The sequence below is a fragment of the Mesorhizobium sp. M0496 genome (genome assembly GCF_040321205.1).
In the GTDB taxonomy this organism is placed as follows: domain Bacteria; phylum Pseudomonadota; class Alphaproteobacteria; order Rhizobiales; family Rhizobiaceae; genus Mesorhizobium.
Genome location: NZ_JAMYRC010000015.1, coordinates 92,271 through 118,029 on the forward strand (window position 1 = coordinate 92,271; position 25,759 = coordinate 118,029).

At 60.5% G+C, this 25,759-nt stretch carries 23 protein-coding genes and 1 pseudogene; 6 read left to right on the forward strand and 18 right to left on the reverse strand.

Translation table 11 applies throughout. The annotated features are described in order from the left end of the window. Positions 1-224: 224 nt before the first annotated feature. The 3 genes from NKI73_RS33650 to NKI73_RS15620 form a co-directional block, all read right to left on the reverse strand. Positions 225-761 carry a hypothetical protein gene (locus tag NKI73_RS33650; protein ID WP_502909563.1) on the reverse strand — a complete coding sequence of 179 codons (537 nt, stop codon included), beginning with the start codon at positions 759-761 and terminating at the stop codon, positions 225-227. A gap of 39 nt (positions 762-800) precedes the next feature. Further along, the gene (locus tag NKI73_RS15615) at positions 801-1,061 is read right to left on the reverse strand and encodes a DUF262 domain-containing protein (protein ID WP_352631184.1); all 261 of its coding nucleotides are present in this window, start codon (positions 1,059-1,061) and stop codon (positions 801-803) included. A gap of 235 nt (positions 1,062-1,296) precedes the next feature. Then, on the reverse strand, positions 1,297-1,455 hold the full coding sequence (locus tag NKI73_RS15620; protein ID WP_352631132.1) for a hypothetical protein: 159 nt from the start codon (positions 1,453-1,455) through the stop codon (positions 1,297-1,299). 484 nt (positions 1,456-1,939) lie between these two features. On the opposite strand from NKI73_RS15620, the pseudogene NKI73_RS15625 reads away from it, so the two are divergent. Next, positions 1,940-2,906 (forward strand): annotated as a pseudogene (locus NKI73_RS15625) (IS110 family RNA-guided transposase). Positions 2,907-3,246: 340 nt separating this feature from the next. Here NKI73_RS15625 and NKI73_RS15630 read toward each other — a convergent pair. Both NKI73_RS15630 and NKI73_RS15635 read right to left on the reverse strand, forming a co-directional pair. Next, complete coding sequence (locus NKI73_RS15630; protein ID WP_352631134.1) at positions 3,247-4,287, reverse strand: hypothetical protein; 1,041 nt, start codon at positions 4,285-4,287, stop codon at positions 3,247-3,249. Between the two features lie 264 nt (positions 4,288-4,551). Next, positions 4,552-5,682, reverse strand: coding sequence for an RHE_PE00001 family protein (locus NKI73_RS15635; RefSeq protein ID WP_352631135.1), 1,131 nt, complete (start codon positions 5,680-5,682; stop codon positions 4,552-4,554). Positions 5,683-5,882: 200 nt separating this feature from the next. Between NKI73_RS15635 and NKI73_RS15640 the strand changes: the two genes are divergently transcribed. The 3 genes from NKI73_RS15640 to fic all read left to right on the forward strand — a co-directional run bounded on the left by NKI73_RS15640 (position 5,883) and on the right by fic (position 8,746). Then, positions 5,883-6,281 carry a YkvA family protein gene (locus NKI73_RS15640; RefSeq protein ID WP_352631137.1) on the forward strand — a complete coding sequence of 133 codons (399 nt, stop codon included), beginning with the start codon at positions 5,883-5,885 and terminating at the stop codon, positions 6,279-6,281. Positions 6,282-6,311: 30 nt separating this feature from the next. Beyond that, positions 6,312-7,505 carry a site-specific integrase gene (locus NKI73_RS15645; protein WP_352631139.1) on the forward strand — a complete coding sequence of 398 codons (1,194 nt, stop codon included), beginning with the start codon at positions 6,312-6,314 and terminating at the stop codon, positions 7,503-7,505. A 137-nt stretch (positions 7,506-7,642) separates the two neighbouring features. Then, the gene (gene fic, locus NKI73_RS15650) at positions 7,643-8,746 is read left to right on the forward strand and encodes a protein adenylyltransferase Fic (RefSeq protein WP_023782543.1); all 1,104 of its coding nucleotides are present in this window, start codon (positions 7,643-7,645) and stop codon (positions 8,744-8,746) included. 56 nt (positions 8,747-8,802) lie between these two features. On the opposite strand, the gene repC (NKI73_RS15655) is transcribed toward fic, so the two are convergent. The 12 genes from repC (NKI73_RS15655) to NKI73_RS15710 form a co-directional block, all read right to left on the reverse strand. Then, the gene (gene repC / locus NKI73_RS15655; RefSeq protein ID WP_352631186.1) at positions 8,803-10,008 is read right to left on the reverse strand and encodes a plasmid replication protein RepC; all 1,206 of its coding nucleotides are present in this window, start codon (positions 10,006-10,008) and stop codon (positions 8,803-8,805) included. 157 nt (positions 10,009-10,165) lie between these two features. After that, positions 10,166-11,152, reverse strand: coding sequence for a plasmid partitioning protein RepB (gene repB / locus NKI73_RS15660; protein WP_352631141.1), 987 nt, complete (start codon positions 11,150-11,152; stop codon positions 10,166-10,168). Positions 11,153-11,231: 79 nt separating this feature from the next. Then, positions 11,232-12,437, reverse strand: a complete 1,206-nt coding sequence (gene repA / locus NKI73_RS15665) for a plasmid partitioning protein RepA (protein ID WP_199202484.1) — start codon at positions 12,435-12,437, stop codon at positions 11,232-11,234. A gap of 354 nt (positions 12,438-12,791) precedes the next feature. Further along, positions 12,792-13,667 carry an ArdC family protein gene (locus NKI73_RS15670; RefSeq protein WP_352631143.1) on the reverse strand — a complete coding sequence of 292 codons (876 nt, stop codon included), beginning with the start codon at positions 13,665-13,667 and terminating at the stop codon, positions 12,792-12,794. A gap of 252 nt (positions 13,668-13,919) precedes the next feature. Beyond that, complete coding sequence (locus NKI73_RS15675) at positions 13,920-14,594, reverse strand: Fic family protein (protein ID WP_352631145.1); 675 nt, start codon at positions 14,592-14,594, stop codon at positions 13,920-13,922. Beyond that, entirely contained in the window at positions 14,560-14,943 is a 384-nt protein-coding gene (locus NKI73_RS15680; RefSeq protein WP_352631147.1) for a hypothetical protein, read from the reverse strand. The genes NKI73_RS15675 and NKI73_RS15680 overlap by 35 nt, the downstream gene beginning before the upstream one ends. A 68-nt stretch (positions 14,944-15,011) precedes the next feature. After that, a complete protein-coding gene (locus NKI73_RS15685; RefSeq protein ID WP_352631149.1) occupies positions 15,012-15,218 on the reverse strand; it encodes an antitoxin VbhA family protein in 207 nt (68 codons plus the stop codon). A 119-nt stretch (positions 15,219-15,337) separates the two neighbouring features. Beyond that, positions 15,338-15,670 (reverse strand): DUF736 family protein, encoded by a 333-nt coding sequence (locus NKI73_RS15690; RefSeq protein WP_352631151.1) that lies wholly within the window; start codon positions 15,668-15,670, stop codon positions 15,338-15,340. Positions 15,671-16,067: 397 nt separating this feature from the next. Next, positions 16,068-16,583 carry a thermonuclease family protein gene (locus NKI73_RS15695; RefSeq protein ID WP_352631188.1) on the reverse strand — a complete coding sequence of 172 codons (516 nt, stop codon included), beginning with the start codon at positions 16,581-16,583 and terminating at the stop codon, positions 16,068-16,070. Beyond that, on the reverse strand, positions 16,583-17,851 hold the full coding sequence (gene repC / locus NKI73_RS15700; protein WP_352631153.1) for a plasmid replication protein RepC: 1,269 nt from the start codon (positions 17,849-17,851) through the stop codon (positions 16,583-16,585). Before repC (NKI73_RS15700) ends, NKI73_RS15695 begins: the two co-directional genes overlap by 1 nt. A 697-nt stretch (positions 17,852-18,548) precedes the next feature. After that, positions 18,549-20,483: a ParB/RepB/Spo0J family partition protein gene (locus NKI73_RS15705; protein ID WP_352631155.1), complete on the reverse strand. Its 1,935-nt coding sequence runs from the start codon at positions 20,481-20,483 to the stop codon at positions 18,549-18,551. 1,004 nt (positions 20,484-21,487) lie between these two features. Further along, the gene (locus tag NKI73_RS15710) at positions 21,488-21,679 is read right to left on the reverse strand and encodes a Y4oE-related protein (RefSeq protein WP_352631190.1); all 192 of its coding nucleotides are present in this window, start codon (positions 21,677-21,679) and stop codon (positions 21,488-21,490) included. 573 nt (positions 21,680-22,252) lie between these two features. On the opposite strand from NKI73_RS15710, the gene NKI73_RS15715 reads away from it, so the two are divergent. Further along, positions 22,253-22,981 carry a hypothetical protein gene (locus tag NKI73_RS15715; protein ID WP_352631157.1) on the forward strand — a complete coding sequence of 243 codons (729 nt, stop codon included), beginning with the start codon at positions 22,253-22,255 and terminating at the stop codon, positions 22,979-22,981. Beyond that, on the forward strand, positions 22,944-23,495 hold the full coding sequence (locus tag NKI73_RS15720; protein WP_352631159.1) for a hypothetical protein: 552 nt from the start codon (positions 22,944-22,946) through the stop codon (positions 23,493-23,495). Before NKI73_RS15715 ends, NKI73_RS15720 begins: the two co-directional genes overlap by 38 nt. Before the next feature lie 380 nt (positions 23,496-23,875). On the opposite strand, the gene NKI73_RS15725 is transcribed toward NKI73_RS15720, so the two are convergent. Beyond that, a complete protein-coding gene (locus tag NKI73_RS15725) occupies positions 23,876-25,759 on the reverse strand; it encodes a UvrD-helicase domain-containing protein (protein ID WP_352631161.1) in 1,884 nt (627 codons plus the stop codon).

A 25,759-nucleotide genomic window follows, 5' to 3' on the forward strand; every position in this document is an offset into this window, starting at 1 on the left:
TCGCTCGACAATCGCCGTGAATCTCACCGGCTGGGGCTACAGGACACTGTGAGAGCGGTAATTTCTCTGGGGTCGAATACAGGTTGTTAGGCCCGCGTAGTCCATGAGCGCCGCTTTGTTCGGAGGGTGTGAATCGGCGTGCAAAATAAAATTGGATGCCGATCGGGGGTCAGTTTTGGAAGCCGTTTGACACGGAGGGAAAGCGATGGCGGTGGAATGGACGATCACGATCGGGCAGGAACGAGTTCGGAGACGTTTGCCGGAAGGCGGTCCGCATCGACAAGAGCTGGGAACGTCTGTTTGACGGCGACCTCGGCCTGTCGATCGAGGACAGCAAGACCATCATGGCGGCGCTGCAGAGCGCGGTCGTGAACCATGAGGCGGAGACGTATTCCCTCTTTCGTCGGGTCTGCCCGGAGTGCCACAGGTTTCGGCCGGTCAAGGACTACACGACGCGACGGATCCGGACTGTCTTTGGCAACGTGGAGGTGCGCAATCCTCGTTGGATGCTGTGTCGGGATTGTTACCCAGGCATGGTCGATGCCTTTGCGCCGCTGCGGGAGATCTGCCCGGATCGAGCGACATCCGAGCTGATGGAACTGACGGCGCGGCTGGGGAGCATGATGCCGTACCGGCAGGCTGCGAGAGTGCTTGCCGAATTCCTGCCCGTTGAGCCGACCGAGACGCATGCCACCGTGCGCAAGCGAACCATCAGGATTGGCGAACGGCTCGACGATCAGGTTGCTGAGGAAGAATTGCACGCAAGGATTCAAGCCCAAACCGCCTCTTCTGCGCGCCGCCTAACCCCAGAGAAGACGACACTCCCACAATGCGCGCAGTCGCTGCTGGCCATCTACGGCATCATGAGTGAATACCGCATCGCCATTGCGAACGCGCAGGTAGACCTTGGGTATGTCCATACCCCTCAGAATGGAATCAACCAAAAGGACTTGGCGAGGCGGCTTCCAAGCCGGTCCTCGCTGCCATTGCGGATTGAGGTTGATGTTCTCACGCTCGCTGAATAGCCGATCGACCGTCCAGGTGCCCTGATGGATTTGCAATTTCTGACGCCCCCCGTCTGACTTTGTTAAAGGTTTGGGCCGCGATGCTCAACCATCGAGGCCGCAACTTCCGTCGCCGGGTTCGGATTTCTCGACTTCAGTGTGGATTCCGGCATCATCCTTCTGTCGAGCCGGAACCCGCGTCGATACGAAGCTTCTTGGCCACGTGGGTTTGTGGGCGCGCCGTGGCGGCGAAGCCTTCACCGCCACGCAGCTGGCCGGATAGAAGCACAATCTAATAGTCTTCGAACTGGGCCTCGAGCTGGGCTCGAGGATGGCAGGAATAGAGGTCGGGACGCACGGCCCGCAGGATCCGGATGGCCGCTTCCATTGCGTCGACCTGGCTCGTATCCACGGCGAGCTTGTCGGCGAGAGAGGGGCTGAAGTCCGACATCTCTTTCTCGGTGACGTTCCGGAAATGAAAGCCGGGCTGACGACGACGATGCGAAACCCCGAGGTCGCGATCCCGCGGTCGATCTGCTGTGAGATGCTATCGCCCAGCTCGACGGAAAACTTGTCGTACCAAGCCGCGACACAGCTTGCGCAGCGCCTCGGCGAGCGGCCGCACAAAGCTCGCCTTTGGCTGGCGAGGCATGGCTTATGAAAACGTCCGGCTTGTCAGTCATGGCGCTCTCTTGTCTCGGCCTGCGCAACGAGCTGCCTTTGAAGCGAGGATCTGCCTCTTCACGTCGGCGGACAACTGGGCCACTAACTAACTAATCGCTTGTCAGGCCTAATCGATGGGGTGGACGCCCCCTAACGGCATCACAATGTGCCAAGGTAGCGGTGTCGAAACGTTGCTACAAAGGAGGCGTCCATGAACAATACTATCATCATTCGGAATTGATCTGGCGAAGAATGTATTTCAGCTGCACGGAATGCGGGCTGATGGCTCCGTAGCGTTCCGCCGAAAGGTGTCGCGGGCGAGGTTGCTGCCATTCCTGGCTGAGCATCCGGCCTGTCTGGTGGCGATGGAAGCCTGCGCCAGCGCTCACTATTGGGGGCGCGAAATCGGGAAACTTGGCCATGAGGTGCGTCTGATCGCACCTCAATACGTGAAGCCGTTCGTAAAGCGGCAAAAGAAATGATGTGGCTGACGCGGATGCGATCGCCGAGGCGGCGTCTCGCCCGACGATGCGCTTTGTCGCGGTCAAAAGCGCGGAGAAGCAGAGCCAGGCGATGGTCTTTAAAACCCGCGATCTTCTGATGGCTCAACGAACCCAGACGATCAACGCATTGCGAGGTCACCTAGCGGAGTACGGGGTTATCGCTCCGCAAGGCCCCCAGAATATCGGCCAATTGGCCGAGGCCCTCGACGATCCGGAAACGAGCCTTCCGCCGGCTGTCGTCGATCTCGGCAGAGAGCTTCTCAATCATCTTGCAACACTGGATGACCGCATTGGCGCGCTGAGCGAGCGTGTCAAGGAGATCGCAAGAACGGATGAGACCGCTCGGCGACTGATGGCGATCCCAGGCATCGGTCCGATTTGCGCTGCCGCGATGGCGGCTGTCGCTCCACCGCCCTCGACCTTCACGAAGGGACGCGATTTTGCTGCCTGGCTGGGGCTCACGCCGAAACAGAACTCGACGGGTGGCAAAACGCGATTGGGCAAGACATCGAAGATGGGGCAGAGAGATCTACGACGCCTTTTGATCCTTGGAGCGATGGCCGTGGTGCAACGGGCTGCAGGGCGCGGTGCGACTGCAGGATCATCCTGGCTCGCACGTATGCTCGCGCGAAAGCCAAAGATGCTGGTCGCGGTCGCGCTGGCAAATAAGATCGCCCGTGTCGCTTGGGCCTTGATGGCCAGCGGCGGGGTGTACCAGGCTCCAGCTGCCGCCTGACGGCGATTGGCTGGAGACGTTGGAGTGCGGTGGTTCTGAGCGGAGGTTTATGGCGAAAAGTCGAGAAGACGGGATCGGGAAAACCAGTTTCGGGCCAAGTGTCTTGAACACGGCTAATCGATTTGGACCCGATCCCCGAACGATCCATAAGGGCCCGCGGCGTTGTAAGGCCGCATTATGAGGCCGGACACACGACGGAACTCGACCGCATTGCTCATCGCCAAAGTGAAAGAAATCACTTGCATTCCCGGGGGCGTCCACACACGGCCCGAAGCTGCGATTTCGGCCTAGGTGCGAGCGACGGGCGTCAATACACTAATGCTGATACCATCGCTGAAACCTAAAACAACGCTGTTCCCGTAGAGATCGAGCCAAATCGGCCCAGCCAACATGGTCGGCATTTGGGACCCCGTCGAAGGGCAAGAACCGGCCCCGCCAGACGCTGGCGCTGATCCAGCGGAACGGTGTCGACCAGAGCGGCAATTTGCGCCGCGGCTTCCGCGACGCTTCGTTTTTCCCGGGGTATGCCATACTCGGAATCTGCCCTGGCCTTGATGGCTTCGGCCAACTCATCCCTCGACATTGGCTCCGACGTGCTGCGGACAATGTCCACCATGGCCACGATTAGGGCCGTGCCGATCGACATCAAACTGTCGTGCCTGGCAAGACCCGGAAGCATGCTCTCGCCGATGCCGCGATCATCAAAGGGCGCGACAAGTCGAACCAGTTCCCCATAGTCGCCGTCCCAAACACCCGCGTTCGCATGAAAGCTTTCCCAAACCTTTGGCTCGAAATGATTTTGCCCCATGCGAAGCCGGAGATGAGCCAGTAGATTGGCCTTTAGGGCGTCCCATGAACGAATGTCCATATGCAGCGTATCGACCGTCCCGACGTAGGTCCAATGGTCGCTGGGGAGCATGATGGCAGCGTCAGTGACGCCATTTGCGTAGTTGTCCCAAAACGCAAGCCATAGGTGATAGTTTAACTCTCGTTCGAACGGTGTCCCGATAGCCCCGATTCCCAGCGCGCGAACATCCCTCAATGCGACGACGGTGTTTTGCACGGTCTGAATCGCTTCTCCGAGAGGCAGGGGCTCCTGAGGTTTGTGTTTCGAGCGATTGTAGAGGTCGCGTATGCCATGCAGCTGCGGCACGCGATCCGGGTGAAGCGACGTTGACTTGAAAAGTTCGATCAGCGCGTAGAAGTTGTCTGCGCGTGTCGACATGGGGAAGGCAACCGACCGCAGGAATGTTTCGATGCGGGACCCCATGGGGTCTATTACAGAGGAGACATCTGCCCTGGCATAAGGACCATGACCGAGGCGACGCAGGCGCTCGAGCGCCGCGTCTACTGCTTCAACAATTTCATCGCCTATGGTCATACTGTCCTCCCTTGCACTCTGGCGCCTTCGCAAACTGGGATAACGACCGCGCGAGAGCGCTCCGACGCCACGATTGCTGCTGCAATCCGAGCAGCTCGGACACGATTTTGTCGAGCACAATGAGCACCGCCACCAGCAGCCCTTGGCGTCGTTGACGGCGGCCGTCCGTCGAGCGGCGCTGAGAGCCCCGGCCGTACCCTGGTACGGCCATGTGGAGCCCGCTGCAGAGCCAAATTTGGCCCTGTTTGTATCGACTCGGCGCACTTATACGATCCCCCACGCCCGAAACCTTCCCCTGCCCGTCATCTCGCGCAGCCCGAGCTCGCCAACCAGATTGAGCGCCCCCTGTTTTGTCACTTTTAGCCGCTCCTGGATCATGCCTGCCGAGACGAGTGGCCGCGACAGCACGAGTTCGACCAGGTCGGGCAGTTTCGAGCTGGCGCGCCGTTGTTTGAGCCGCCGTTCCATCTGGCTTTTTGCCAACATCAGCCGATCGTGTTCCTTCAGGCCAGCCAGCGCTGCGTCGTGGATTCCATCGAGGCAGGCCAGCAACCGATCGGACCGATTGCGCGCCCGCCGCCGCTCGCGCGGAATGTTTTTCGCGCCGAGATGAAGGCAAGCGAGATGGTTGGCGGCGAGTCCTTCCTGTCGCAGCAGTCCAGCCACGAGCAGCGGCCCGAGCCACGCGGCATGCTGCAGCACCTCGATGTCCGACCAGGCCTCGAGCAGGATCGCGGCGCGCAGCACGACTGGTTGCCCCCGCGTGTCGGCGAGCACGGCCTGCCATTCGGCCAGCCGTTCTTCCTCATTCCAGTCGAGATCGTAGATCAGGCCGTTTTGCGGCTCCGGCCGGTCGTCCGAGCGCGCCGCTTTCGCCGGCACGTCGGCGCCGCTGAGAAGCTTCGACGAGCGTGCCAGGACAGCATCGATCTCGGCGAATTCTTCGGCCAGCAGATCGTCCTCAGCGTCATCGCGATCGTCGGCTTCCACAGAGGCAGTTCGAGCCCCCTCCCCATCCCGGCTTTTTTGGCCCGCCACCGGCATGGCGCCGCCGCGACCGGTCAGCGCCAAAAAGCCGTCGCGGCTGAGCGCCCAGTCCGGCTTTTGCGCAAAAATCCGCCGGCGGGTTCGCAGCACCGCGTGCGCCCGGGTGAGTTCGTGGGTCGGGGTGCGGATGTCCATGTGGGCATCGTGCAGCACGAGGTCCTCGAGGTGGACGAGTTCGCCCTCGAGCCAGAGCGCGGAAGCCGCGTCGGCAAAATGCTGGCGCTCGACAAAGCCGTCGCGGACGGGAGAGCGGGCGACCCGCTCGTCGAGGCGGACCAAAACCTCGGTCGCGCGGGCAACCGGCCCGATCAGGGTTTCCAGGGGCAGTTTGGCAAGCGTGTAAGCCATTGTTTTCATGATGGCTGATTCGCGTTGGTCAAGCTAGTGAGTGCATCACTGGACTTACGTCGTGTTTCTTCAGGGAGAAATAACACTATCGATAATGACCTCTTATCGATAGTGATGGATTTGACCGCGCAAAGCAGGTAGCATCGCTGCCAAGTCACGGCCGCAGCGGCCCAGGGGCCAGCGACAAAGGACAATGCAGTATGGCTACCCTATCGGCGCTGAAGAGCTGGGCGCGCGGCATCAAGCGTGACGTCGTCGCGCTGTGGATTGCTGCCCGTGACCCGCGTGTTCCGTGGTACGCCAAAGCAGCCGCGGGCGCGGTCGCTGCCCATGCCCTCAGTCTGATCGATCTCATTCCCGACTTTATCCCCATCATCGGCTACCTGGACGACCTCGTCATCGTTCCGATTGGGATCCTGCTTGCGGTTCGGCTGGTCCCGCCCGAGCTGATGGAGGAATTCCGGCAGGAAGCCATCCGTCGCGAAAGCCGCCCCAAAAGTCTTTTCGGGGCGGCGTTCATCGCCGCCATCTGGATCGGCACGGCCGCCTTTTTGATCTGGCTCTTTTGGCCGACCAGCACGGCCGCGACGCCAGCGTGAGTCAGTTTCCCACCGAGCACGAGAAGCTTCATGACAAAAGACCATCCTGCCCTTAATCGCCGCAACGCGTCTTCTACCGCGACAAGTGTAGCGCGCCGGGCCGAAGCCCTCGATGCGCTGGATTCGGTTCTGCCCTTCGATCGCCGCGACTTTCTGGCCGGGCTCTTGACCGATGATGACGTCGCCACCCTGCGCCACTTGGCCAAAGAAGGCATCGGCGAGAATTCTCTCCGCGCGCTCGCCTCCGACCTCGGCTATCTCGAGGCCTGGTCGCTCGCCGCGACCGGACAGCCGCTGCCCTGGCCGGCGCCCGAAGCCTTGCTGATCAAATTCGTTGCCCACCACCTCTGGGATTTTTCGAAACGCGAAACCGATCCCGCGCACGGCATGCCCGACGCCGTCATGGCCGCGCTGATGGCGGAGGGACTGTTGCGGGTAAAAAACGGTCCGCATGCGCCGTCCACCGTGCGCCGGCGCCTGTCGAGCTGGTCCACCTTGACCAAATGGCGCGGAGTTGTCGGAAAATTCAATGCGCCGGGGCTGCAGAGCGCAATCAAACTGGCGGTGCGCGCCAGCGTCCGTCCGCGCGGCCGCAAGAGCAAAAAGGCGGTGACCGCTGATGTTTTGTCCGCCCTGCTTAAGGCCTGTGCCGGCGATCGCCTCGTCGACGTGCGCGACCGCGCCCTTCTCATCACCGCCTTTGCCTCCGGCGGCCGCCGCCGCAGCGAAATTTCTGCTCTCCGCGTCGAACAACTGGTCGAGGAAGAGCCGGTGCCGGCCGATCCGAGGAACTCCGACGGTGAAAAGCTACCCTGCCTGTCGATCCGGCTTGGCCGCACCAAGACGACGCAGGCCGACAGCGACGCCTTCGTGCTGCTGGTCGGCCGTCCGGTGCTGGTCTTGAAGGATTGGCTCAAGCGCGCCGGCGTCACTGAAGGCGCCGTTTTTCGCGGCGTCGACCGTTGGGGCAACCTGGAAAAACGTGCCCTGACGCCACAGGCCGTCAACCTGATCCTGAAGCGCCGCGTCGCCGAGGCTGGGCTCGACCCGCAAGCCTTCTCCGCCCACGGCCTGCGCTCCGGCTATCTCACCGAAACCGCCCGCCGCGGCATTCCGCTGCCGGAAGCCATGCAGCAGTCGCAGCATCGCTCGGTGCAACAGGCATCGAATTACTACAATGACGCGGAACGGACGCTCGGGCGGGCGGCGCGGGTGATCATATAGATTCGGAGCATCGGGCGGGTCGCTTGCGGCAGCCAATACATGTCGATAGATTGCGATTCTATCGACATGATTTGACGACGTGTCGATGTCGACGACATATCCCGCCCGACATGTCGATCGCACGAGGATTGACCGACATGCCGTTTCGCCCGGATCGCCCCTACAACGACCTCCCTCCCCTTCCTCCGCGCGAGGATGTGGAGACCAAGGCGGTGCTGAAGGCCTGCATCGCGGCGCGAGCAGCGCTGGCGGAACTCCGCGTGTCCGGACAGCTCATTCCCAACCAGGCGGTTCTGATCAATTCGATTCCACTGCTTGAAGCGCAGGCAAGCTCGGAAATCGAAAACATCGTCACCACGACCGACAGACTGTTTCGCTTCGCCAATGAGGCCGGCAACCAGGCCGATCCGGCAACGAAAGAGGCGCTGCGCTATCGCACCGCCCTCAGTGAAGGCTTCCAGACGCTCAAGCAGCGCCCGGTGTCTACGTCCACGGCGATCGCCGTCTGCCGGACCATCAAGGGCGTCGAATTGGATATTCGCACGACGCCGGGCACGGCCCTGATGAACGAGGCCACCGGCGCGGTCATTTACACCCCGCCGCAGGGTCAGGCGCTGCTGCGCGACAAGCTCGCGAACTGGGAGCGCTACATCCACGAGGCCGAGGATATCGATCCGCTGATCCGGTTGGCCGTGATGCACTACCAGTTCGAGGCCATCCACCCTTTCACCGACGGCAATGGCCGAACCGGACGGGTGCTGAATCTGCTCTATCTCGTCGACAAAGGGCTGCTGGACATCCCGGTGCTCTATCTCAGCCGCTATATCATCGGCAACAAGCGAGCTTATTACGACCGGCTTCTGGCCGTCACGACCGAGGCGGCATGGCAGGACTGGATCCTCTACATGCTCGAAGCGATCCGGGAGACAGCCAACTGGTCGACCGCGCGCATCCGCGCCATCCGCGACCTGCTCAATCAAACCGCAGAGCGCATGCGGCGCGACCTGCCGAAGATCTATTCGCGCGAGTTGGCCGAGGTGATCTTCGTGAACCCTTATTGTCGAATCGGCGATCTGGTGGTAGCCGGCATCGCCAAGCGACAGGCGGCATCGGTCTATCTGAGGACCCTCGCCGAGCAAGGCCTGCTCCAGGAGATGAAGGCTGGCCGGGAAAACCTCTACATCAATCCGGCCCTCTTGGCGCTTCTCACCGATCGACCGCCGCCGCGAACTGCGCAATAGTCCCAAAACAACAGAGCGCGGGAAATCGAATCGCAGATCGCGACCGCGATCATCGCTCATCCAGTCATCCGCGCCGTCGCGCCGTTGGCCTTGAGCGCCGCCATCAGCATGGGCCCGACCGAAAACTCCCCTGCCCTAGCCCTATCGGTCAGCACGCGCAGATAACCGCCCGCTGAATTGATGTGCTGCGCCCGTTGCAGAATGCAGGCGATCACCATTGCCGCGGTTTCCTGCCCCATCACATGGCAGGCGTCCTCGTATGCGGAAGGCGACACGCCGAGATAACCGCGCACCTGGGCCGCCGTGACCATCAAATCGCGCCAGTTGCCAATCCCGGCGACGGCGTAATCCGCAATTTCCGGGCAGGCCTTCAGCACAATCCCTAGCGGGTAGGTTTTCGGGGGCTCTGCGGTCCTCGTCCTTAGCTCGACCGTCGCCCCGCTTTTCTCCAAAGCTGGTTCAAATTCAAAAATAGAGTCGGTATTTGAATCAGATTGCTGCCGCTCGCTTTGGGAGTCATTGCCGCTCGAATTCGTGGATTCCATATGAATTTCCAGCAGGTTATCCACTTCGTCACGCAACGCGGCCAGATCGGCCACGATAGCTTCAAGCTCGGCAATGCAAGCTCGGCGCGGAATTGCCTCCACAACGCCGCGAAAACGCTTCCACAGGCCTCCCCAGTCGCCCGGCACATCTTCCTCAACGGCAGCCTCGATCAGCTTGTGGATGTCGCGGCGGTGCAAGGTGATCCGCTCGCGCATAAGCCTGAGCGCCCTGTTGTCGGCGCGGACACGCTCGGCGGCCGCCTCGAACTCGTAAGCACGGGCCAGCAGCGGCGCCAGTGAGAAGCCAAATGCTTCCTCGATCTCCCCTCCCCGGCCTTTCCGCGCATAACGCTTGCCGTTCGGGCTGTCCCGACGGATGATAAGCCCGCAGTCCACTAGTGCCGCCAGGTGTCGCCTGACAGTGGTATCAGGCATTCCGTGCGCCCTGAGGGACAGCTGTGCGTTCGAGGGAAAGACGATGAGGCCGTTTTCCTCACTCAGCTCACTGTCAGGATAGAATGATAGCAACGCATTCAGGACGGCCAGAGCGCGATCGCCGATGCCGACGATGCTCTTGCCCTCGCAGAGGTTGCGATAGATCTGCCACTTGTCGACGACCCTGCCCTTGGGGATCTCACGTGACTCGTTTTGCGCTGCCAGCATGGCAAGCGACATCGGCCGCCGCCCAAAGGGCGTCGTTGCAATACCCGTCTCCATTTCTTCCTTCGCCTTCAATTAGGCAAAAGAAATCCGTCCGCCGAATCGACGCTTAAGACTCTTGACACTGATTCGCGGAAATGAGATTCTCGGATTGTCTAGATACGAGAAGGGCTTCCGCTACGGTGACGTTCGGGGGCCTTTTTCTTTTGCGGTTTCAGTCTCCTGTTGTTGTCTTCTCCGAATCCCTGAACGCTTGGTAGAGCTGCTCAAGGTTTTCCGAGATCCATCCACCGAAACGCGGTCCGTCCTTGGCCCTCAGTGCCAATGAGAACGCCTTTCCAGTACCTTTTGCGACAACCGTGACCGACTTGTCGGGAGGGGCCCAGATTTTGGCCTTGGCATCCCCTCCACCCTTTTTGGGCTTCTTCGAAACGCTCAGGAAATTAAGAAGAAGATTGAACCTCTCGTCGGATTGCGCTGCGCCAAACCCGTTAGAGGCGACAAACTCCACTGCCTTTGCAGCGTTCGCCGGCACCCGAACGAGTTTCTTGAGATCCTCCCAACGATCGCGCCCGACACCCTTGGCGGCTCCGACGGCGTCGAGAACCGCATCAGGAACCGTCTCGGCAACCGACAGCATCCTTGACAACAAGGTGTCGTCCACGGTCAGCGCAGCCTTGAGGGTATCCTTTGTCATTCCGCTGTCCGCCAGCTTCTTGGCGAACAAGGCTTTCTCGATAAATGACAAGTCCGCCCGTGCCGTGTTCTCCTGCCCCTGGGTGATTACATGAGCAATATCGGCCATAGGCTTGACCACGGCTCGGACATTGATCCCGAGGTCGCGCGCGACTTTTGCCCGCCGATGCCCGAAAACAATCATATAGCGGCCGGAGATCTCGGGATGCGGCCGCACAAGAATGGGTGACGCTTGCCCAGACGTCCGGATTGCCTCTCGCAGCTCGCGATACTCTTCGTCACTTTCCTCGATGCGGTCGGAAACAAATGACGCGGTGACCAACGCGGGATCGAGGCTCACAACTGTCTCGCCGTCGAGCAACCGCATGGAATTCTCGGCCATTTCGTCGAGAGACTGCATCATCGAGCGCGAAGCCCCGCGCTTCGCATATTCGGCCCTGCCTTCCGAGTCCCTGGCGGGTGCTATCGAGGCAGTGACGCTTGTGAGCAGGTTTTTCCGAGCCATCAGCTATCTCCGGAATCCAAGCGCAATTCATTGAATTCGCGTGCGAAACCCGTGATCTGCACGGCTGTCAATTTCTCCTTCATCTGCGTCCCCACGCCTTGTGGATGAGGCCCGTGATCTCGGAATTTACGGCATTCAGGCTTTCCATCGCGCGCTCGTATGTCGTACGAATGAACTGCGACTTTTCGACCTCATAGAGGGTCTGCTTTGTTATCCCCGCATCCGAGATTGCCGTCGATTTCAGCATCTGGTTCGTGAGCAGGTGGCGCGCGAACATTGCCTGCATGAAGCCCACCATTTGTGCCTGTGGGCCATCAGTCGGCTCGTAGCGGGTGACCAAATATCGGAACCACTTAAGCTTGACGGCTGCCCCTGCGGCCTTGATCGACTGCAATATACTCCCGAGCATCAGCAGGAACTGAGACATCGACATTATGTCTAGCATCTGCGGATGAACGGTGATCAGGACCGAAGTCGAGGCCGTCAGGGCCGTCAGCGTTAGGTAACCGAGCTGTGGCGGGCAATCGATGACGACCACATCGTAACGATCGTCCACCTCCCTGAGAGCCGTCGTTATGCGTGTGAAGAACATTCGGCCTTCTGGCGAGTTCTTGTTCGAAGCGGCCAGCGGAGTTTCATACTCGTATTCCTGCAGCTCAAGGTTTGCGGGCACGATATCAAGTCCCGGAAAATTCGTCTGCTGGATGATTTCGGAGATCGGCTTGCGTTCTCCATCATACCTCAAAGCCTCATACAGTGACGGGTTCTTGTCGAGCTCGGGCTGGATGCCGTGCAACGCCGAAAGCGATGCCTGTGGATCGAGATCGATGGCGAGCACCCGATGCCCAGTGAGCGCGAGGTACTGCGCCAGATGCGCCGCAGTCGTTGTCTTGCCCGAGCCACCCTTGAAATTCACGACGGCCAGGACCTGCATCGGCTCCCCGGCCCGTCGGTACGGCACATAGCGCTTGAAGTCAGCCCGTCCGTGTTTGTCGAGGTACTGCCGAAGCTCCAGCATCTGGTCGGCAGTATATGTCCGCCTGCCTGAAGGCGTCGTCGCCGGGATCGGCCCCTTGCCCTCCAAATGCAGCTTCTTGATGTGGTTCTGGGTGACCCCGAGATATTCCGCGACCTCGGCGAGCGTGAATTGCCGTAGCCCTTTTGTGGCGTCGGGCGGATACTGCTCGAAGCGAAGCAAATTCAGTTTGTCCGAGATAAGTTCCCCCTGTTTGAGGATCATCTCGTCAAAATCGAACTCGAGATCGTGGTCAGGTAGCAAATTCATATTTTCCGGAATCCAGAATAACGCTTTTCTCACGCAAATCACTTTGCAAGCGTGAATAATGCCTGATTCTTTTGCTCCGGCAACAAGTTTTCCGTTAACGAAAGGTTAACGGCATTCCGGTCCAAAAAAACAATAGGGGAAGCATGCGAGTGAGCGCCTAAGTCCGACCAGTCCAAACAAACTGGCAACTGCTCTCCTGGCAGGGACCCGCACAGTGTGCGCTATCATTTTGGTTTGCAATGATAAAAGCTGATTCTGCACGGCTGTCAAAAAATCAACTTGGGTTCAAGCTCTCGACGGCCCTCATCGGGGCGGCTCTGGTTAACTGCTGCCTCTGCAAGACTAGGCGGCTTCCTACCCGGCGGCCGGCTGCAGCGCGGTGAGATACTCAGCGACGGCCTGCGCCTTAGCAGCGGCCGTGATGATGGCCCTCTTGTCATTCTTAAGGACAGCGAGCCAGTTCGCCAAATAGGCGGCTGTGTTGTCACGCGGATCATGCGCCACGCCCAGGTCGGCACACAGGAACGATGCTGCGAGCTCCGCAACTAGCTCCTCGACGGCATAGCCTTCACTGCCGAACCTGCCCGTCAGATCGCGGTCGAGGCGATGCTTTGCGCCTGACCAATGCGAAACCTCGTGCAGCAAAGTCGAGTAAAGGTGAACCTCGCTATCGAAACGCCCGCGGTCCGGCATCAGGATGTCGTCGATGCCGGGCCGGTAGCAAGCTTTGGTGCCACCGTAGTTGACGCTTGCGCCGGTGTTCTGGACGAAGCTTTCGACGGTCTCGATGTGCGGAACCGGATTGCCCGGCAACTCCTCGACCGGGCTGAAGAACCGATCCGGCATGTTCTCGATCTGCTCGACATTGAAGACGGGGTAGCCCTTCAGATACGGAACCGCGCGGTCTTCGTCGTCTTCGTGATCCTTCGGAGTGAACGTGCCGTACTTGACGACAAGGGTTGCTTTTTCGCCCTTGCGGACCTGACCGCCCAAGTCCCGGGCCTGCCGGTAGGTCATCCAAGTGTTTTCCTCGTAGCCGAACATCTGGCCTGCGACCCACAGCATGATGACGTTGATGCCGCGATAGGCTTCACCGGTAGCGCGCCGCGGAATGATCGCGCTGCGGCGGGCATTGCCGCGCCAGGGGCGGATCCACGGCTTGGTGCCGGCTTCAAGCTGCTCGACAATGGTGTCCGTGATGCGCTGGTAGGTGTCCTTGATGCTCTGCATGACCGTCTCCATCCGTTGGTTGACGGCAAAGACCGGAGATAGCCGAAACGAGCCCATGCACCCGTAGGGCCGCAACGGAGAGGAGGACCGCGCCAGCGGTTGCATGGGGGAGGGGCTGTCGTAGCTTGTCCGTCAAATCACCCAACGGATGGAGACGGCCGCCCGCATCGAACGCGCCGGCGGTCAACTACGGTCGCTGAGCAGCTTGCCGCCTGCGGACGCTCTCACCGTTCGCGGTCATCGCTATCGCGCTCACGCGCTCGCTGCGCCGCGATATCCGTCTCGGATGGCCAGCTCGGCAGGCGGCGTGCCTTGCAGGGTCGCTTCGGCTCCTTCGGCCTGCACGGGCGCCGCGATGAGCTGTGGCTCACGGCCAAGGCGGGAAAAGTCGGATCGCGCGGTGAAGGTGATTTCCGCTTCATCATCGGGCAGTCGCTCCGGGAGGTCCGCGCGATCGACGGCAACGATCCGCTCGTCCGTAACGATGCTGGCGACACGGTCGTCATGCCCGAGCACTTGGCCGGTCACCTCTTCGCCCTGTCGGGCGGTGCGGACGTTAAGTTCAAACGGATCTTCGCCTCGCGCCTCGAGGTCGGAAAACGCGGCGCGAAGGGCTTCGCGGCGGTTTGGGTCTACCGCATCCTCGAGCACATGTTTCATGGCCGCACTTGACGGGTCGTTCGTGGTTTGGATCGAGGCCTCGATCATGCGCGGTTTGGAGATGATCGTGAAATCGACTTCATGGCCGTAGTTGCGCCCAAGCTCGGCAATGAACACCTCCTGGGTGCGACCGTTGCCCTCGCGGAACGGATGCACATAGTTGAGTTCGGCCATGACCTGGCCCGCGCGCTTGGCAAACTGCTCTGGCGTCGAGCCGCGCAAGACATCGGGATCACGGATAGGCGTTAACGCTTCGTCGAGCCCCATTTCGATGCGCGAACCATGCAGGAATGCCGTGCCGCCTTGGACAGGCCACCGATCGGCTCGACGCGCTCCCCGTCCACGATCGGGCTTTCGTTGCGGGTATGCCCGGCCCATTCGTAAACGTCCTGAAAATATAGCCGTGGATGGCTTTCAAATGCGCCTTGTCGAACAGGCCGGTCGGACCGTCGCCTTCGGCAATTTCCGCCATGCGGAAAGCCGTGGCGCGATATTCTTCGATGCGGAGTTCGGAATGAGTCTCGATGCCGAACTTGTTGCGCAACACGTCGGTACGATCGGGATCGTCCAACGTGTTCGGATAAAAATAAGAACCTTGGGCAGGACTGTCGGACATCGGGCTGGATCAACAAAAAACCGCCTGCGTAGGGCAGGCGGCCTTTCGCCTTTGATAGGGTGTTTCGATTACGCCCGTTTCGCCGGCCGCACGATCCGCAGGCGATACTCTTCGCGGGTGATGTCGCCTGCGACGTAGGCCGCGGTCGCTTCCTCCAGCACCGGATCGAAAGTGTAGCCCTGCCGGATGTTGGCCGCACGAGCCTGATCCGTGGCCTTGCGGCGCCGGGCGACGGCTTCCGGCGAGCGGTCCGGACGGGTCGAATGGATATTCATCAACAGATCTCCAATAGCGACAAACATTAGCAGAAAAACCGCCGAAAATCGAGCGGTTTGCGGCATTTATCGGCCTTGTGAGGGATGCGCCCGGCTCGAGGCCGGGCGCTTCACGTCGATCAATCGCGGGGATCCCATTCGATGATTGCCTGCAGAGTGGGATCGTCCTGGCTGGGATAGCGGCCGAGATTGGCGTTGAAGCCCAGGCGCTTGATCGAAAGCGTGTAGTAGGGCTTTTTCGCCTCGCTGGTCTTCTTCCAGATGCCGCCGACCTCGATGTCATACCCGCGCGGTGACTTGGCATAGACGCGATGCGTCGGGGCTTTCTCGTTGCTCGAGTTGAACGGGACAACATGGATGTCCAGGTCGCGATCGATGGTGGAGATAAGGCCCTTGCCCTTGGCGGCGTCCAGGTCGTCGGTGTCGAACTGGATGAAGTTGGTGGTGGACATGTCAGTCACTCCTCTTTGGTGGTTGCAATGATCGTTCAAGGGCACGGCGGAAAGCGGTGCGCACCGCAGGCCGAAGCGAGAGCGGAGGAGGCCGGCGATCGGAAAAATTTGCTGCGCGAGGAAGCCGCAGGCGGGGAAATTTTTGCGGACGCCGGATTTGCGCAAACCGCGTCGACGTGCGAACGAGCGTCAAAAGCAACCGCGTTGGAGGGGTGAGGGATGAACATCATTGGCTATATCTTACCGGTTCGCTGACGGCATGAAGCGGCAATAAGTGTCCTCATTTTATTCATCTTTCGCGGCGAGGCAACTCATTCATGCCGTTTGACGCAAGATTCGAGAAGCAAATTGCTTCACTGCTGCTGAACAGTCGTGCAGCCACTTTGGCTATGAGAGTTCAAGGCGCCGGAGACTTCTTGGCGCGCCGGTAGAGATGCGGACTCTCGATCTCGGCCGACCAGATGCCAAGCCTTCTGTCTCGGGCGCTGTTCTCGGCCTCGCCATACTCGACCAGGTTGATCGCATGGGACGACGGCAGATATCGAAGCATGGATTCGGCAAGGCCGGCGCTGACCATTGCCAGGCCGATGTCGGTTTCATCGTAGAAGCACTGTCCGACCAGGCGCCGATAGCGGTCGCGGTCGATGATCCGACAACGGACGTGTTTCCCGTCGATCATTCGCCGAAGAAAGGCCCGACCTGCAAGGCCGCATTGCCAGACCTCCCCGTCGCGAAGGCCTGTCTGGCCGAGCTCGCAAGCGTCGATCGCCGCGATCCGAATGCGCTGCTGGCGCACGCTGATCGTGTCTCCGTCGATCACGCGGGCCGTGCCAGACCAACTGGCCGGATCGGCATCGGCCGCGCCGACGCTGATGCAAACAAAGGCCGCGAGAAAATAACGCACGAGATACATCAATTCACCGTCTCCATAAGATTGCGAGCCGCAAGCCCGAAAACTGAGCGGGCAAGATGAAGCTCGCCGGCGGCGGCGCGATCCGTCATCGCCCGTAGGTAGCCGCCCGGCGACGAAACTTCCTGCCGGTCGAATTTCTGCAACGTCACCGCAATTGCAACGGCCGCCTGCAGCTCGCCCATTTGGGCGACAGCGCAGCGCCGGGCATCGTCGGAAATGCCGGCAATACAGCACATTTGGGGCACGAGCCGCGCCAAATCGGCCCAGGTCCGGGGCAGGGCAAACCCGTAAGTTCTCAACGCCGGTATCGCCCGTGAAACGTCCTGCAACGCCACAACAACATGCGGCAGGCGCTTCAGCTGGTTGACTTGGTATGAACCTCTCCCCAGGCTTGTTTCATAAGCCCATTGGCTGGCGGAGCCAGCCTCTAACAGATTGAGTTGTTCGGCTGCGGCCGAACGCCGATTCTCATTACTATTTACAATGGGATCAAGGGTTGTAGTCTGTTTGTGCATGTCGTTTTCGGCATACGTGCATGTCGACTCTTCCGTTTCCGATGCGACTTCCGGGCGACGTGGAAGCTGCAAGACCCGTTCGATGAACCACTCGACAAGTGCCGTTGCGCGGCGCAACACGCCGCTCGAGGCTTTTGCGGCTGTGCCGACCAGGGCAACGACCCGTTCAAGACGCGCCTCTTGCCGTGCTCGGTCGCGCTCTGAAAGGTCGGGAAAGGTCCCCAAAACATACCGGAGATTGCGAAGTGCGCCACGATATCGCCGCAACGCCGCGCGGGCGGTCGCCTTCTCCGCCTTGGCCTGTCGCACCAGATCGTCGAGTTCGCGGTAGCGGACGACAAGAATACGCAGGTCGATACCGCAACCATCAACAATCGAGCCACTGGCACTGCGCACCGGATAGCGCTTGTAGTTGCCACTATCCTGCATGGTGACAAGGCCGGTGTCGAAGAGGCTCGACAGCATGCGGCTCACCCGGCCGGCCGAACGATTGATTTCGAAGGCGAGCTGCTGGTTGGACTTGAAGATGATCGGCCGCCCGGCTTTCTCGAAGGCCTCGCCCGGCGCAGTGTTGATCAACGTGACCAGAAGATGGCTTTCGGTCGCGTTGATCAAGCCTGTGCAGGGCAGGTTGTGCGCGAGCACGGCGAGCTGACCACGCGTCACCACTCCGATCTCGGCCGACTGTGCCAGTCGCCGATATTCGGCGCGTTGCGATGTCATTCGGCGGCCGATGGGCCGCTTCGGTGGCATAGGTTCTCCCACTCTCGTCTCCTTTGTCGTGGAGACCAGACAAAACAATCCCGTTCACCGAAACGGTGTTTTTCAGGTTGACAGGAGAAGGGAGGTTTGCGAGAAAGATTTTGGCTAAACTGATTATTCGCAAACCGCTTCCGGGATTCGTTTCGGGGCGGTTTTTCTTTTTCTGGTCGGTTCGTCTTCTCCGTCGTAGGCGCTAGGTCGCGTGACTCGGAATCATGATTCCGGGTGATTTGCAGAACCATAACTCGAATATCCATTTTGGCGCAACAATTTCGCTACCACCGGTAGCAAACAAAACCGCTCTCCCAAGGCCTTTCAGGCCTTCATAGCTCGACACCTGTCCGGCGCGCGCTTTATCTGCTATACCTTCTCGGATATATGAACTCAGCGCAACCGGCCTGGTTTCCAAGCCGGTTTTTCTGCGGGCGGGAAGGGGAGTTTGAGGGGAGGGGGAACGGGCCTCCCCTCAATGCGGATCGGGGCCAGTCGATCCGGCCCCGACCGCATCAGCGGCCGTCGATGAACGTTCCCGGAAGGCCGAAGGCTTCAAGCGCCACGGCAAGCGCGTCCTGAATGTCTGCCCAATCGACATGTGCGGGTTCTCGACACAGGCATTGATGAGCTTGCAGCAAGCGGGCGCGGCAAACCGGTCGCGCCGGAGAAAGCGCGACCGGCAAGCGGCTGATGATTATTCAGCCGCCACGGGATGCGGTGTTTCTTCATCGAAATCGGCGTCGTCGCGCTTTGTGTCGGCAGCAGGAATGGAAATCCGCACAGGCTCCGGAAGCCAACCGCTATCAACGACCATCCGCTCTGCAATGCCGACGGCTTCCAACTTCTTGCCCGCCGCCTTAACGGCAAGCGCGGCGTGATCACCCTTCGCCTCCCGAATGACTGCCTCGATGCTCTGGCGGTTGATATACGAGAAATAGCTGTCGCCGGTCGGCTCGAACCATTTCGTCATGTTCACCGCAAGAGCCTGTCCAAGCTGGTCTGCGTGCTCGAATGCGCCTTTCCGGTCATAGCAGTGAAGCTTCCGCACCGCGTTGACGGAATGAGCCGCCGCAAAAGCCAGAAGCGACAACAGTTCGTCGCGGTTCTGTTGCAAGCACCATTCCCACAGATCGGCAGGGTTGCCGGGGATATGATCGCCCCATGTCTCGCGAAGGCTTTCAAACTCCGCCACGGCTCGGCAGGCGTCGCGCCGCTTCATGCTGGTTTCGATATGCTCATGTGTCAGCCTGATTTGCAGCGCGCTATCTACGTTCGAGCAGTAATCATAGACCACACTCAACAGCATCGCGTGAACCACGGCCGCCAAGGCTATATCGTGATTGTTTGCGAGTTCGACCCGTAGCGCCGCCGTCTTTTGAGCGGTCAGGTCCTCGACGAGCGCCGCCGAATGCGTCACCTTCGGCTGTCCCGCTTCCTGTGGTTTTTCAACGCCGTTGCCGCCCTTGTCGTCGACATCGGCCTCGTCATCCCGGCCATCCTCGGGCAGCACAAGACCACGCTCGATTCGCACATCGCCGTAGTTCGTCAGCGTGACGATCGCGCCGCTGATCTCGAAAACTTCCGGCGCATAGACTTCTGTGCGATCCTGCAACGCGGTGATCCGCTTGTCGATTTCCTCGATCTTCGCGTCAGCCCCTTCATCGACGGCCTCGGCCTCGATCAACTCCGCTAGCTCGTCGTATTCTGCGGTGAGCTGGTCAAGTTCGGCTTGTTCGGCCTCGGACAACGGCACCTGTTCGGGATAGCGCCGTCCGTAGGCTTGGAAGGTGTCATAAGATACATCGGGCATGATCTCGACCCATTTCCAGCCTTCCGCCTTCACGGCCTTGGCTGCGCTTTCAAGCTTGGCTGCGACAAGAGCATCTAGCCTCAAGACATCGACCGCAAAACCGCCTTCCTTGTCATCAAACAGGTCGCGCTTGACGGTTCCGCCTGCCGCCTCGTAGGCGTCCAGCCCGCCAACGAATTTGAGCCGCTTGTCGCTTGCCCGAACGCCCTCGCCAGCAAGTGCGGAACGAATGTTTGATGCGTAGCGGTTCCACGTTGGCAGTTCATTCCATACCCGTTCCTGCGCCTCGTGATCGTCGCTGGTCGTGAAGGCCGAAAGCTGGTCAAAGGTCATATCCTCGTTGCGGTAAGCCTCCAAGAGGCGCGGTGACACGCGACCAAGGGCAAGGCGGCGGCGCACAATCGTTTCGGTCGTGCCGAACCGTGCGGCAATATCGGGGACCGACTTGCCTTCGTCCGCCAGATCGCGGAACGCCTCGTACTGGTCGACCGGATGCATGTCCTCGCGCAAGACGTTTTCGGCAAGACTGGTCGCCTTCGCGTCCTCGCCCGCGCGCTCCTTGCATTCAACGGGGAAATCCTTCGCGATCTCTCCCTTCTCGGCCAGCAGACAGAGCGCCGCGCGGCGTCGCCCGCCAGCGGTCACGAAATAGCGGCCCTTCTTATCGCCCTTCCTGACAACAAGGTTTTGCAACAGCCTGTAGCCATCCGCCCTGATGCTCCCTGCCAGCGCTGCAATGCCCTCGGCGCTATAGGTTTTGCGGACGTTCTTGGGGTCCAAATCCAGCTTGTTTAGGGGGATGGTGATTGTCTCGGTCATGGGTTTTCTCTCCTGTTTTCCCTTTTCCCGCGAAGCGGAAATCCTGCCCGAACGGGCAGGAGCCCCGCTCCTGCTCCCGAGCTCGTGCGGAACTGCGGGGGAGAGGGGGGCAAGGGGACAAATCGGAGGGGGATCACCCGCCCGAAGGCGAAACCGAGGGTCGGCGCCGATCCGCGCATGCGGATCTGCGTCGATCCTGCACGGAGCGCGGCCCTGGCCGCGCGGAGGAAGGACGGGGAGACCGATTTTCCCCTTGCAGGGGAGAGGGGGCAGAGCCGCCCTTTCCCCCCTTTCACGAATGAACCTGGTCCCGGCTGCGGATGGCAAGACCCAGAGCGCCGCTACAACCCCGCGTATGTCAGCGCACCGCATGTCGAACGCCAGAACCTTACGATACGGATGCAGACGCGTCGCAAGGCACTAAAAATGTCCCCGGCGATGGCGGCGTGCCTATCACAGACGCTGTGGTCAATGGACAGCCTTGCGAGAAGTGGGCGCCGTGCGCCAAAGTCGAGAAAGCGCGGGCCGTACAAAAAGCGTGAGGAAAAACCGATGGCGAAACCGAATGAACCATATCAGATGGTAGAGGTCGAAAGCTATTTTCCGACCAGCACCGCTGGTCTGCACGGGTCGATCCACATTCGACCGACAGCGGGCCAAGGGTATCCGCCTAACCTCCATGTTGAGTGTTCGAAAACTCTCACCAATCCCCAGATTTATCCTGTCGGAACAAAATTCAGGATTCGAGCGAAACTCACTGACCGAGAAGGCGACTGTGAATTTCTGTATTCCTACTTTGGATGGAAGCCAGAGGTGCTAAGCAAGCCTAAGCGCAAATCGTAATTTCAAACTGAGATACAGCGAACGACGGCACCGCGCCGTGCAGGTTGTTCGAGCAACGCCTGCCCAAGCTACGCGAAATGGGGCGGCTGGGTCCCATATGGCCTGCGGACTGTTGGTTTTGTGGGGAGCATCGAGGGGACGCGGACAACTGAGGCTGAGCCTTACGCCCAACCTACGTGATCCGATTTTGCGAGCTTTAGAAACAGGTCGAACCAAAACCGATGCTCGGGTCCACCCCGATCGCCAAGCGTCTCGAACGCACAGTACGCGACCGACGTCGTCGGGTCTTTGCCGTATTTATCGATCGCAGCATCAATCGCCTCGTCCTCGGCCAAGAACTCCCATCCTCCAATTACGCTGTCGTGAATTCTCACGTTGACCTCCTCAAACCTGCCCAGGGAAAGCTAATGGTTGGGCGGTCCTGCGTCACCCCTGCATTTCGAGAAGTCACGTCAATCGTGATGGGGCCGACCAGTACGAAGGTCGAGCCCGCGATCAAACTGATCAACACCCAAGTTTCGCCGGCTGAAGCTGCAAGGCAACTGGGTCGTGGCCACACCGCGGTTTATCGAAAAATGAGACGACTGCGCACCAGTCGGCCGGCTTGGAGAGCATTTCCGACCCTTTTCAAACTCTCGCTCCGGGGGAACTTCAAAGGCAAATCGTGACACAACGGTGACCTCCATTGTCCGCGTTGTGAATGGGCAGCAATGCGCCTCACTTCGGTCGTTCTGGCGCAGTTGCAGGGATCCCGAAAGCGGACCTTCGTCCATTGGCCGGCCGAGCCCAATGACCGAAGTGAGGATTCATCTGCCTAACCGCTATTGGCTATAGAGGACGAACAACAGCACCTGATGGAGATGCGCCGAGCGAAGATGTGGGTTAGGAACTCCACTGACCAGTGCGACTCTATGCGGGGGGAAGTGATGGATGAACGTGAAGTCCGCCAAATGCAGGCCGCTGGCCTTATACTAGTCCGTGTCGATCACGACACATGGGAAGCGCTAGAAGACACCAGGCGCCACGGTGCGCAGTTCACACTCAACTACCGCCATGCGGCCGCGAGATCGGCCAAAGCGCGCTCGCTCGCGCTGATCGCGGTCGACGGATCGCACCTGCGCATCGGGATCGTTCGCTCGCGACAGGCCATCTCATCGCTGGATACCCGCGTCGCGTTCGACTTCGTCGACGACATCGAACCCGGCTCGCTCGCTCGGCTGCTTCGTGACGTCGAAACCCCCACGTTGCAACAGGCGGTCGCGCGATTGCGCGCTGTCCCCGAAGAGATCACAGCGATCTCCAGCCAACTCGGCCAGTCGATGATCGCGGCACTAGCCGCCGATCAAGCCAACTCGCCAGTCCTGCGGCGCATCCTCGCCTGGATCGCCGGACGCGGCCGTGTCGAAAATGCGGTCGTCATGCAGCACGACGCGATCAAGCTCGCCGTCAACGCCTTTGGCGGCGATGGTGAAGCCTATGAGTTGGCCGTTCTCGGCCCAAGCGCACTCGCCTCGATCCGCGTGCTTGAGGATGCCGCGATCGAGCATGACGCACGGTGGTTGCCGGGCTGGACGATGGATGAAAGCGATCTAACCGGACGGGCACGTTTCAGGAAACATGACGGCGAGCTCGAGATCTACACAGCCAATCGCTGACCGCTCGAGCAGTCTTGGGGTCGATCTGATCTACCTCAACGAACGACGCGGTGCGCTGGTGATGGTGCAGTACAAGATGCTCGAGCGCGACCACGATATGGGCGAGGGATGGCAGGTCCGTATAGACTGGCAGTTCGAGCAAGAACTCGACCTGATGCGGCAATTCGATCGCGATCTCGATCCCCAAGGGCCGTACCGCCTCCATCCCGGCGCCTTCTTCGTGAAGATGATGAAACGCCGCTCGGCAGCGAATGCAGCGGGCATCGTGATCAGCCTTGGCCATCTCGACCATATGCTTGGCAATGGCGGCATGCGCGGGAGCCGGAGCGGCCTTCGCGTCGACCATGCCGAGCTCGATGGCCATTATTTGCGCAGTGAGGCATTCGTCGAGCTGGTCCGATCGGGCTATGTCGGCACGCGCGGCGCGACCACGCGCCATCTTCAGTCGATGATCGAAGCGACGCTGAACGAAGGACGTGCAGTCGTTGCTGCCATTCACCACAGTTTCCGCTGAGCTCGGACCAGGCTGTCTTAGGCAGCCTCGAGCTTCTGCGTCATCATCAACCCACGCGGACTATTCGGTCGATTCGGTATAGTTTTGTGCGCTCGGCGCTGGGGATGGTCGATGTAAGAGGGATAGAGCTGGGCACTAGACTATAGACTAGCTACTTTCGGTGGATCCTGATGGCAAGCATTGAGGCGTTCACGCCGAACTAAACGCCCGGGTCTGAACCTTCCCGGCTCTGTCGAACGAAAGCACTAGTCACCAGTAAGCTGCAGGTCAGCTAAACGCCCCATTCCGAATGCCTGCCTAAGGGGGCGACTACCTTTCTCCCCTCGATCAACTGCGGAGCTGCTAGTGGCTCCTGTATTCCATGAACAATCACCGCGTCCTTATATCGCGATCTCCGGCACCCCGGCTGAGGTGAGAAGCTGATAGAGCTCAGCCACATTGTTTCGCTGTCCGCGTTGTTGGCAGAAGGCGAAGATGGCGCGTTGTTTCGCCCGCGAGAGGGCGACGAAAAATGCGGCGACGCCTTCGGGGTCACCAGGGGTGTGGGCCCACCAAGCCCGGTCGTCGAGGCCAACGAAGATGATGGTGTCGTATTCGAGCCCCTTGCTCTTATGGACGGTCATCATCGGGATCTGATTGACTCCCTCGAACGCATCTAGGCAGGCCGTCCAGTTCGGGGCGCCATCGGCGGAAGCGAAGAAGTGGATGCAAAAAGCTTCAAGGATGATCTGAAGCAGGTCGCCAACGCCATATTCGGCATAGGTTCGGGCGATCGCGCCGAGATCCAGATATTCGAAAACCCGTCTGACGAAATCGACAGCGCTTTGCCGCGACGGGGCGGTGGCCGCCATGTCGGTGCGCAAGGCAGTGAGAAATGCGCTGAGTTCCGCCTCGACCTTGGCCGCGCGCGCATCTTCGTCTTGCCCGGTAGCGCGCAGCGCCAGGACAGAAGACGAGACCAGCTGCCATGCGGCCGGCGCGCGGCGTGTCGCGCCCAGGCGGAAGATCGCGATCGCGAGCCGGCTTAAGTCATCGGAAAGCAAATCCTGAAGCGAGGTTTTGCCGAGGGTATGGCTCTCGTTACGGATCCGCAGACCGTGAGCGGCGAAGGCTCCAGCGAGTTCGTGCTCATAATCATCGGATTTCTGCTTCACGAGGAGCGCGTAGTCGCGCGGCGCTCGGCCGCGGGTGGCCATGTCGTTGGCGATCCATTGCGCCAGGTGGGCGGCTTCCGCCGCCTTGGTCTGGCTGGACCAGACGTGAGCCACGTCGCCATCGACCTGGCGCGCGGTCTGAGCGACCGTTGGGACGGTGTTCGGATCCAGAGCGCGTGCGACGACGTGCTGGATAGCGACCAAGTCGGGCGAGGAACGGAAGTTGAAGAGGAGGGGGAAGCGGGCTCCCCCGAAATCGGCCTGCAGCCGCTGAAAGGCATCCTGGCGCGCGCCAGCGAAGACCATGATCCGCTGCTTGTCGTCACCGACGCCGGTGATGACGGTCTGTCCGCCAAAGAAGGCCGAAAGCAGGAAGTCGTATTGCGCGTAGGTCGTGTCCTGGAATTCATCGACAAAAACGAAGGGATAGGTGGTGACAAGCGCCCGACGGATGTGGGGATTGGCCCGGAGCAGCAGCTCCGCGAGCCGGTTGATGCCGACGAAGGTAAGTGCAGAGGACTGGCCTGGCCGTAGTTGCGTTGCCCACCAGCGGGCGATGGCGAACTCGGCGGCGTTCTGGGGCGCGATAGGTCCCATGGGCAAGCGATAGCTGCCAACGATCTTGGGTTCAAAGTCGCTCGCGCTGTAGCCGGCGATTTCCGCCTGCCATTCCGGCGGCGCACTGAGCCGGGCGAGCGTGAGGAAGCCTTCTATCGCCTTGCGCTTTGGGAAGGCAATTTCGTAAGGCCGGGTCGGGCGCCAGTCGGCGGGGATGGCGTTGAGAAAACGATCGACCAGGCTCTTGGTGAAGGCGTCGAAGGTGACCGACACGAACCGGTTGGCGAACTCTGGTGGGCACCGCTGGCGGACGCGCGACGCGAGATTGTTGGCTGCATCCGTTTTGAACGAAATCGCCAACACGCGGTGCGGCGCTCGGCAGAGGCCCGTCTCAAGCAGATAGTCGGCGCGTTGGGCCAGAAACTCGGTCTTGCCGGCGCCGGGGCCTGCGACCACGCACGCCGAGCCGGCGTGGCGCAGGGCATTCCACGCCGCCGGTTCGAGATCGTTAATGCCGCTGGGGCGCCAGTCCTCTGGCCGAATAAGGCGCAT

Bases quoted from the DNA above. Each gene is read 5' to 3' on its own strand.
- NKI73_RS15620 (WP_352631132.1), bottom strand. From the start codon at position 1,455: ATGTCGGACTTCAGCCCCTCTCTCGCCGACAAGCTCGCCGTGGATACG.
- NKI73_RS15630 (WP_352631134.1), bottom strand. From the start codon at position 4,287: ATGACCATAGGCGATGAAATTGTTGAAGCAGTAGACGCGGCGCTCGAG.
- NKI73_RS15635 (WP_352631135.1), bottom strand. From the start codon at position 5,682: ATGGCTTACACGCTTGCCAAACTGCCCCTGGAAACCCTGATCGGGCCG.
- NKI73_RS15640 (WP_352631137.1), top strand. From the start codon at position 5,883: ATGGCTACCCTATCGGCGCTGAAGAGCTGGGCGCGCGGCATCAAGCGT.
- NKI73_RS15645 (WP_352631139.1), top strand. From the start codon at position 6,312: ATGACAAAAGACCATCCTGCCCTTAATCGCCGCAACGCGTCTTCTACC.
- fic (WP_023782543.1), top strand. From the start codon at position 7,643: ATGCCGTTTCGCCCGGATCGCCCCTACAACGACCTCCCTCCCCTTCCT.
- repC (WP_352631186.1), bottom strand. From the start codon at position 10,008: ATGGAGACGGGTATTGCAACGACGCCCTTTGGGCGGCGGCCGATGTCG.
- repB (WP_352631141.1), bottom strand. From the start codon at position 11,152: ATGGCTCGGAAAAACCTGCTCACAAGCGTCACTGCCTCGATAGCACCC.
- repA (WP_199202484.1), bottom strand. From the start codon at position 12,437: ATGAATTTGCTACCTGACCACGATCTCGAGTTCGATTTTGACGAGATG.
- NKI73_RS15670 (WP_352631143.1), bottom strand. From the start codon at position 13,667: ATGCAGAGCATCAAGGACACCTACCAGCGCATCACGGACACCATTGTC.
- NKI73_RS15675 (WP_352631145.1), bottom strand. From the start codon at position 14,594: ATGGGGCTCGACGAAGCGTTAACGCCTATCCGTGATCCCGATGTCTTG.
- NKI73_RS15680 (WP_352631147.1), bottom strand. From the start codon at position 14,943: ATGTCCGACAGTCCTGCCCAAGGTTCTTATTTTTATCCGAACACGTTG.
- NKI73_RS15685 (WP_352631149.1), bottom strand. From the start codon at position 15,218: ATGAATATCCATTCGACCCGTCCGGACCGCTCGCCGGAAGCCGTCGCC.
- NKI73_RS15690 (WP_352631151.1), bottom strand. From the start codon at position 15,670: ATGTCCACCACCAACTTCATCCAGTTCGACACCGACGACCTGGACGCC.
- NKI73_RS15695 (WP_352631188.1), bottom strand. From the start codon at position 16,583: ATGTATCTCGTGCGTTATTTTCTCGCGGCCTTTGTTTGCATCAGCGTC.
- repC (WP_352631153.1), bottom strand. From the start codon at position 17,851: ATGCCACCGAAGCGGCCCATCGGCCGCCGAATGACATCGCAACGCGCC.
- NKI73_RS15705 (WP_352631155.1), bottom strand. From the start codon at position 20,483: ATGACCGAGACAATCACCATCCCCCTAAACAAGCTGGATTTGGACCCC.
- NKI73_RS15715 (WP_352631157.1), top strand. From the start codon at position 22,253: ATGGATGAACGTGAAGTCCGCCAAATGCAGGCCGCTGGCCTTATACTA.
- NKI73_RS15720 (WP_352631159.1), top strand. From the start codon at position 22,944: ATGACGGCGAGCTCGAGATCTACACAGCCAATCGCTGACCGCTCGAGC.
- NKI73_RS15725 (WP_352631161.1), bottom strand. From the start codon at position 25,759: ATGCGCCTTATTCGGCCAGAGGACTGGCGCCCCAGCGGCATTAACGAT.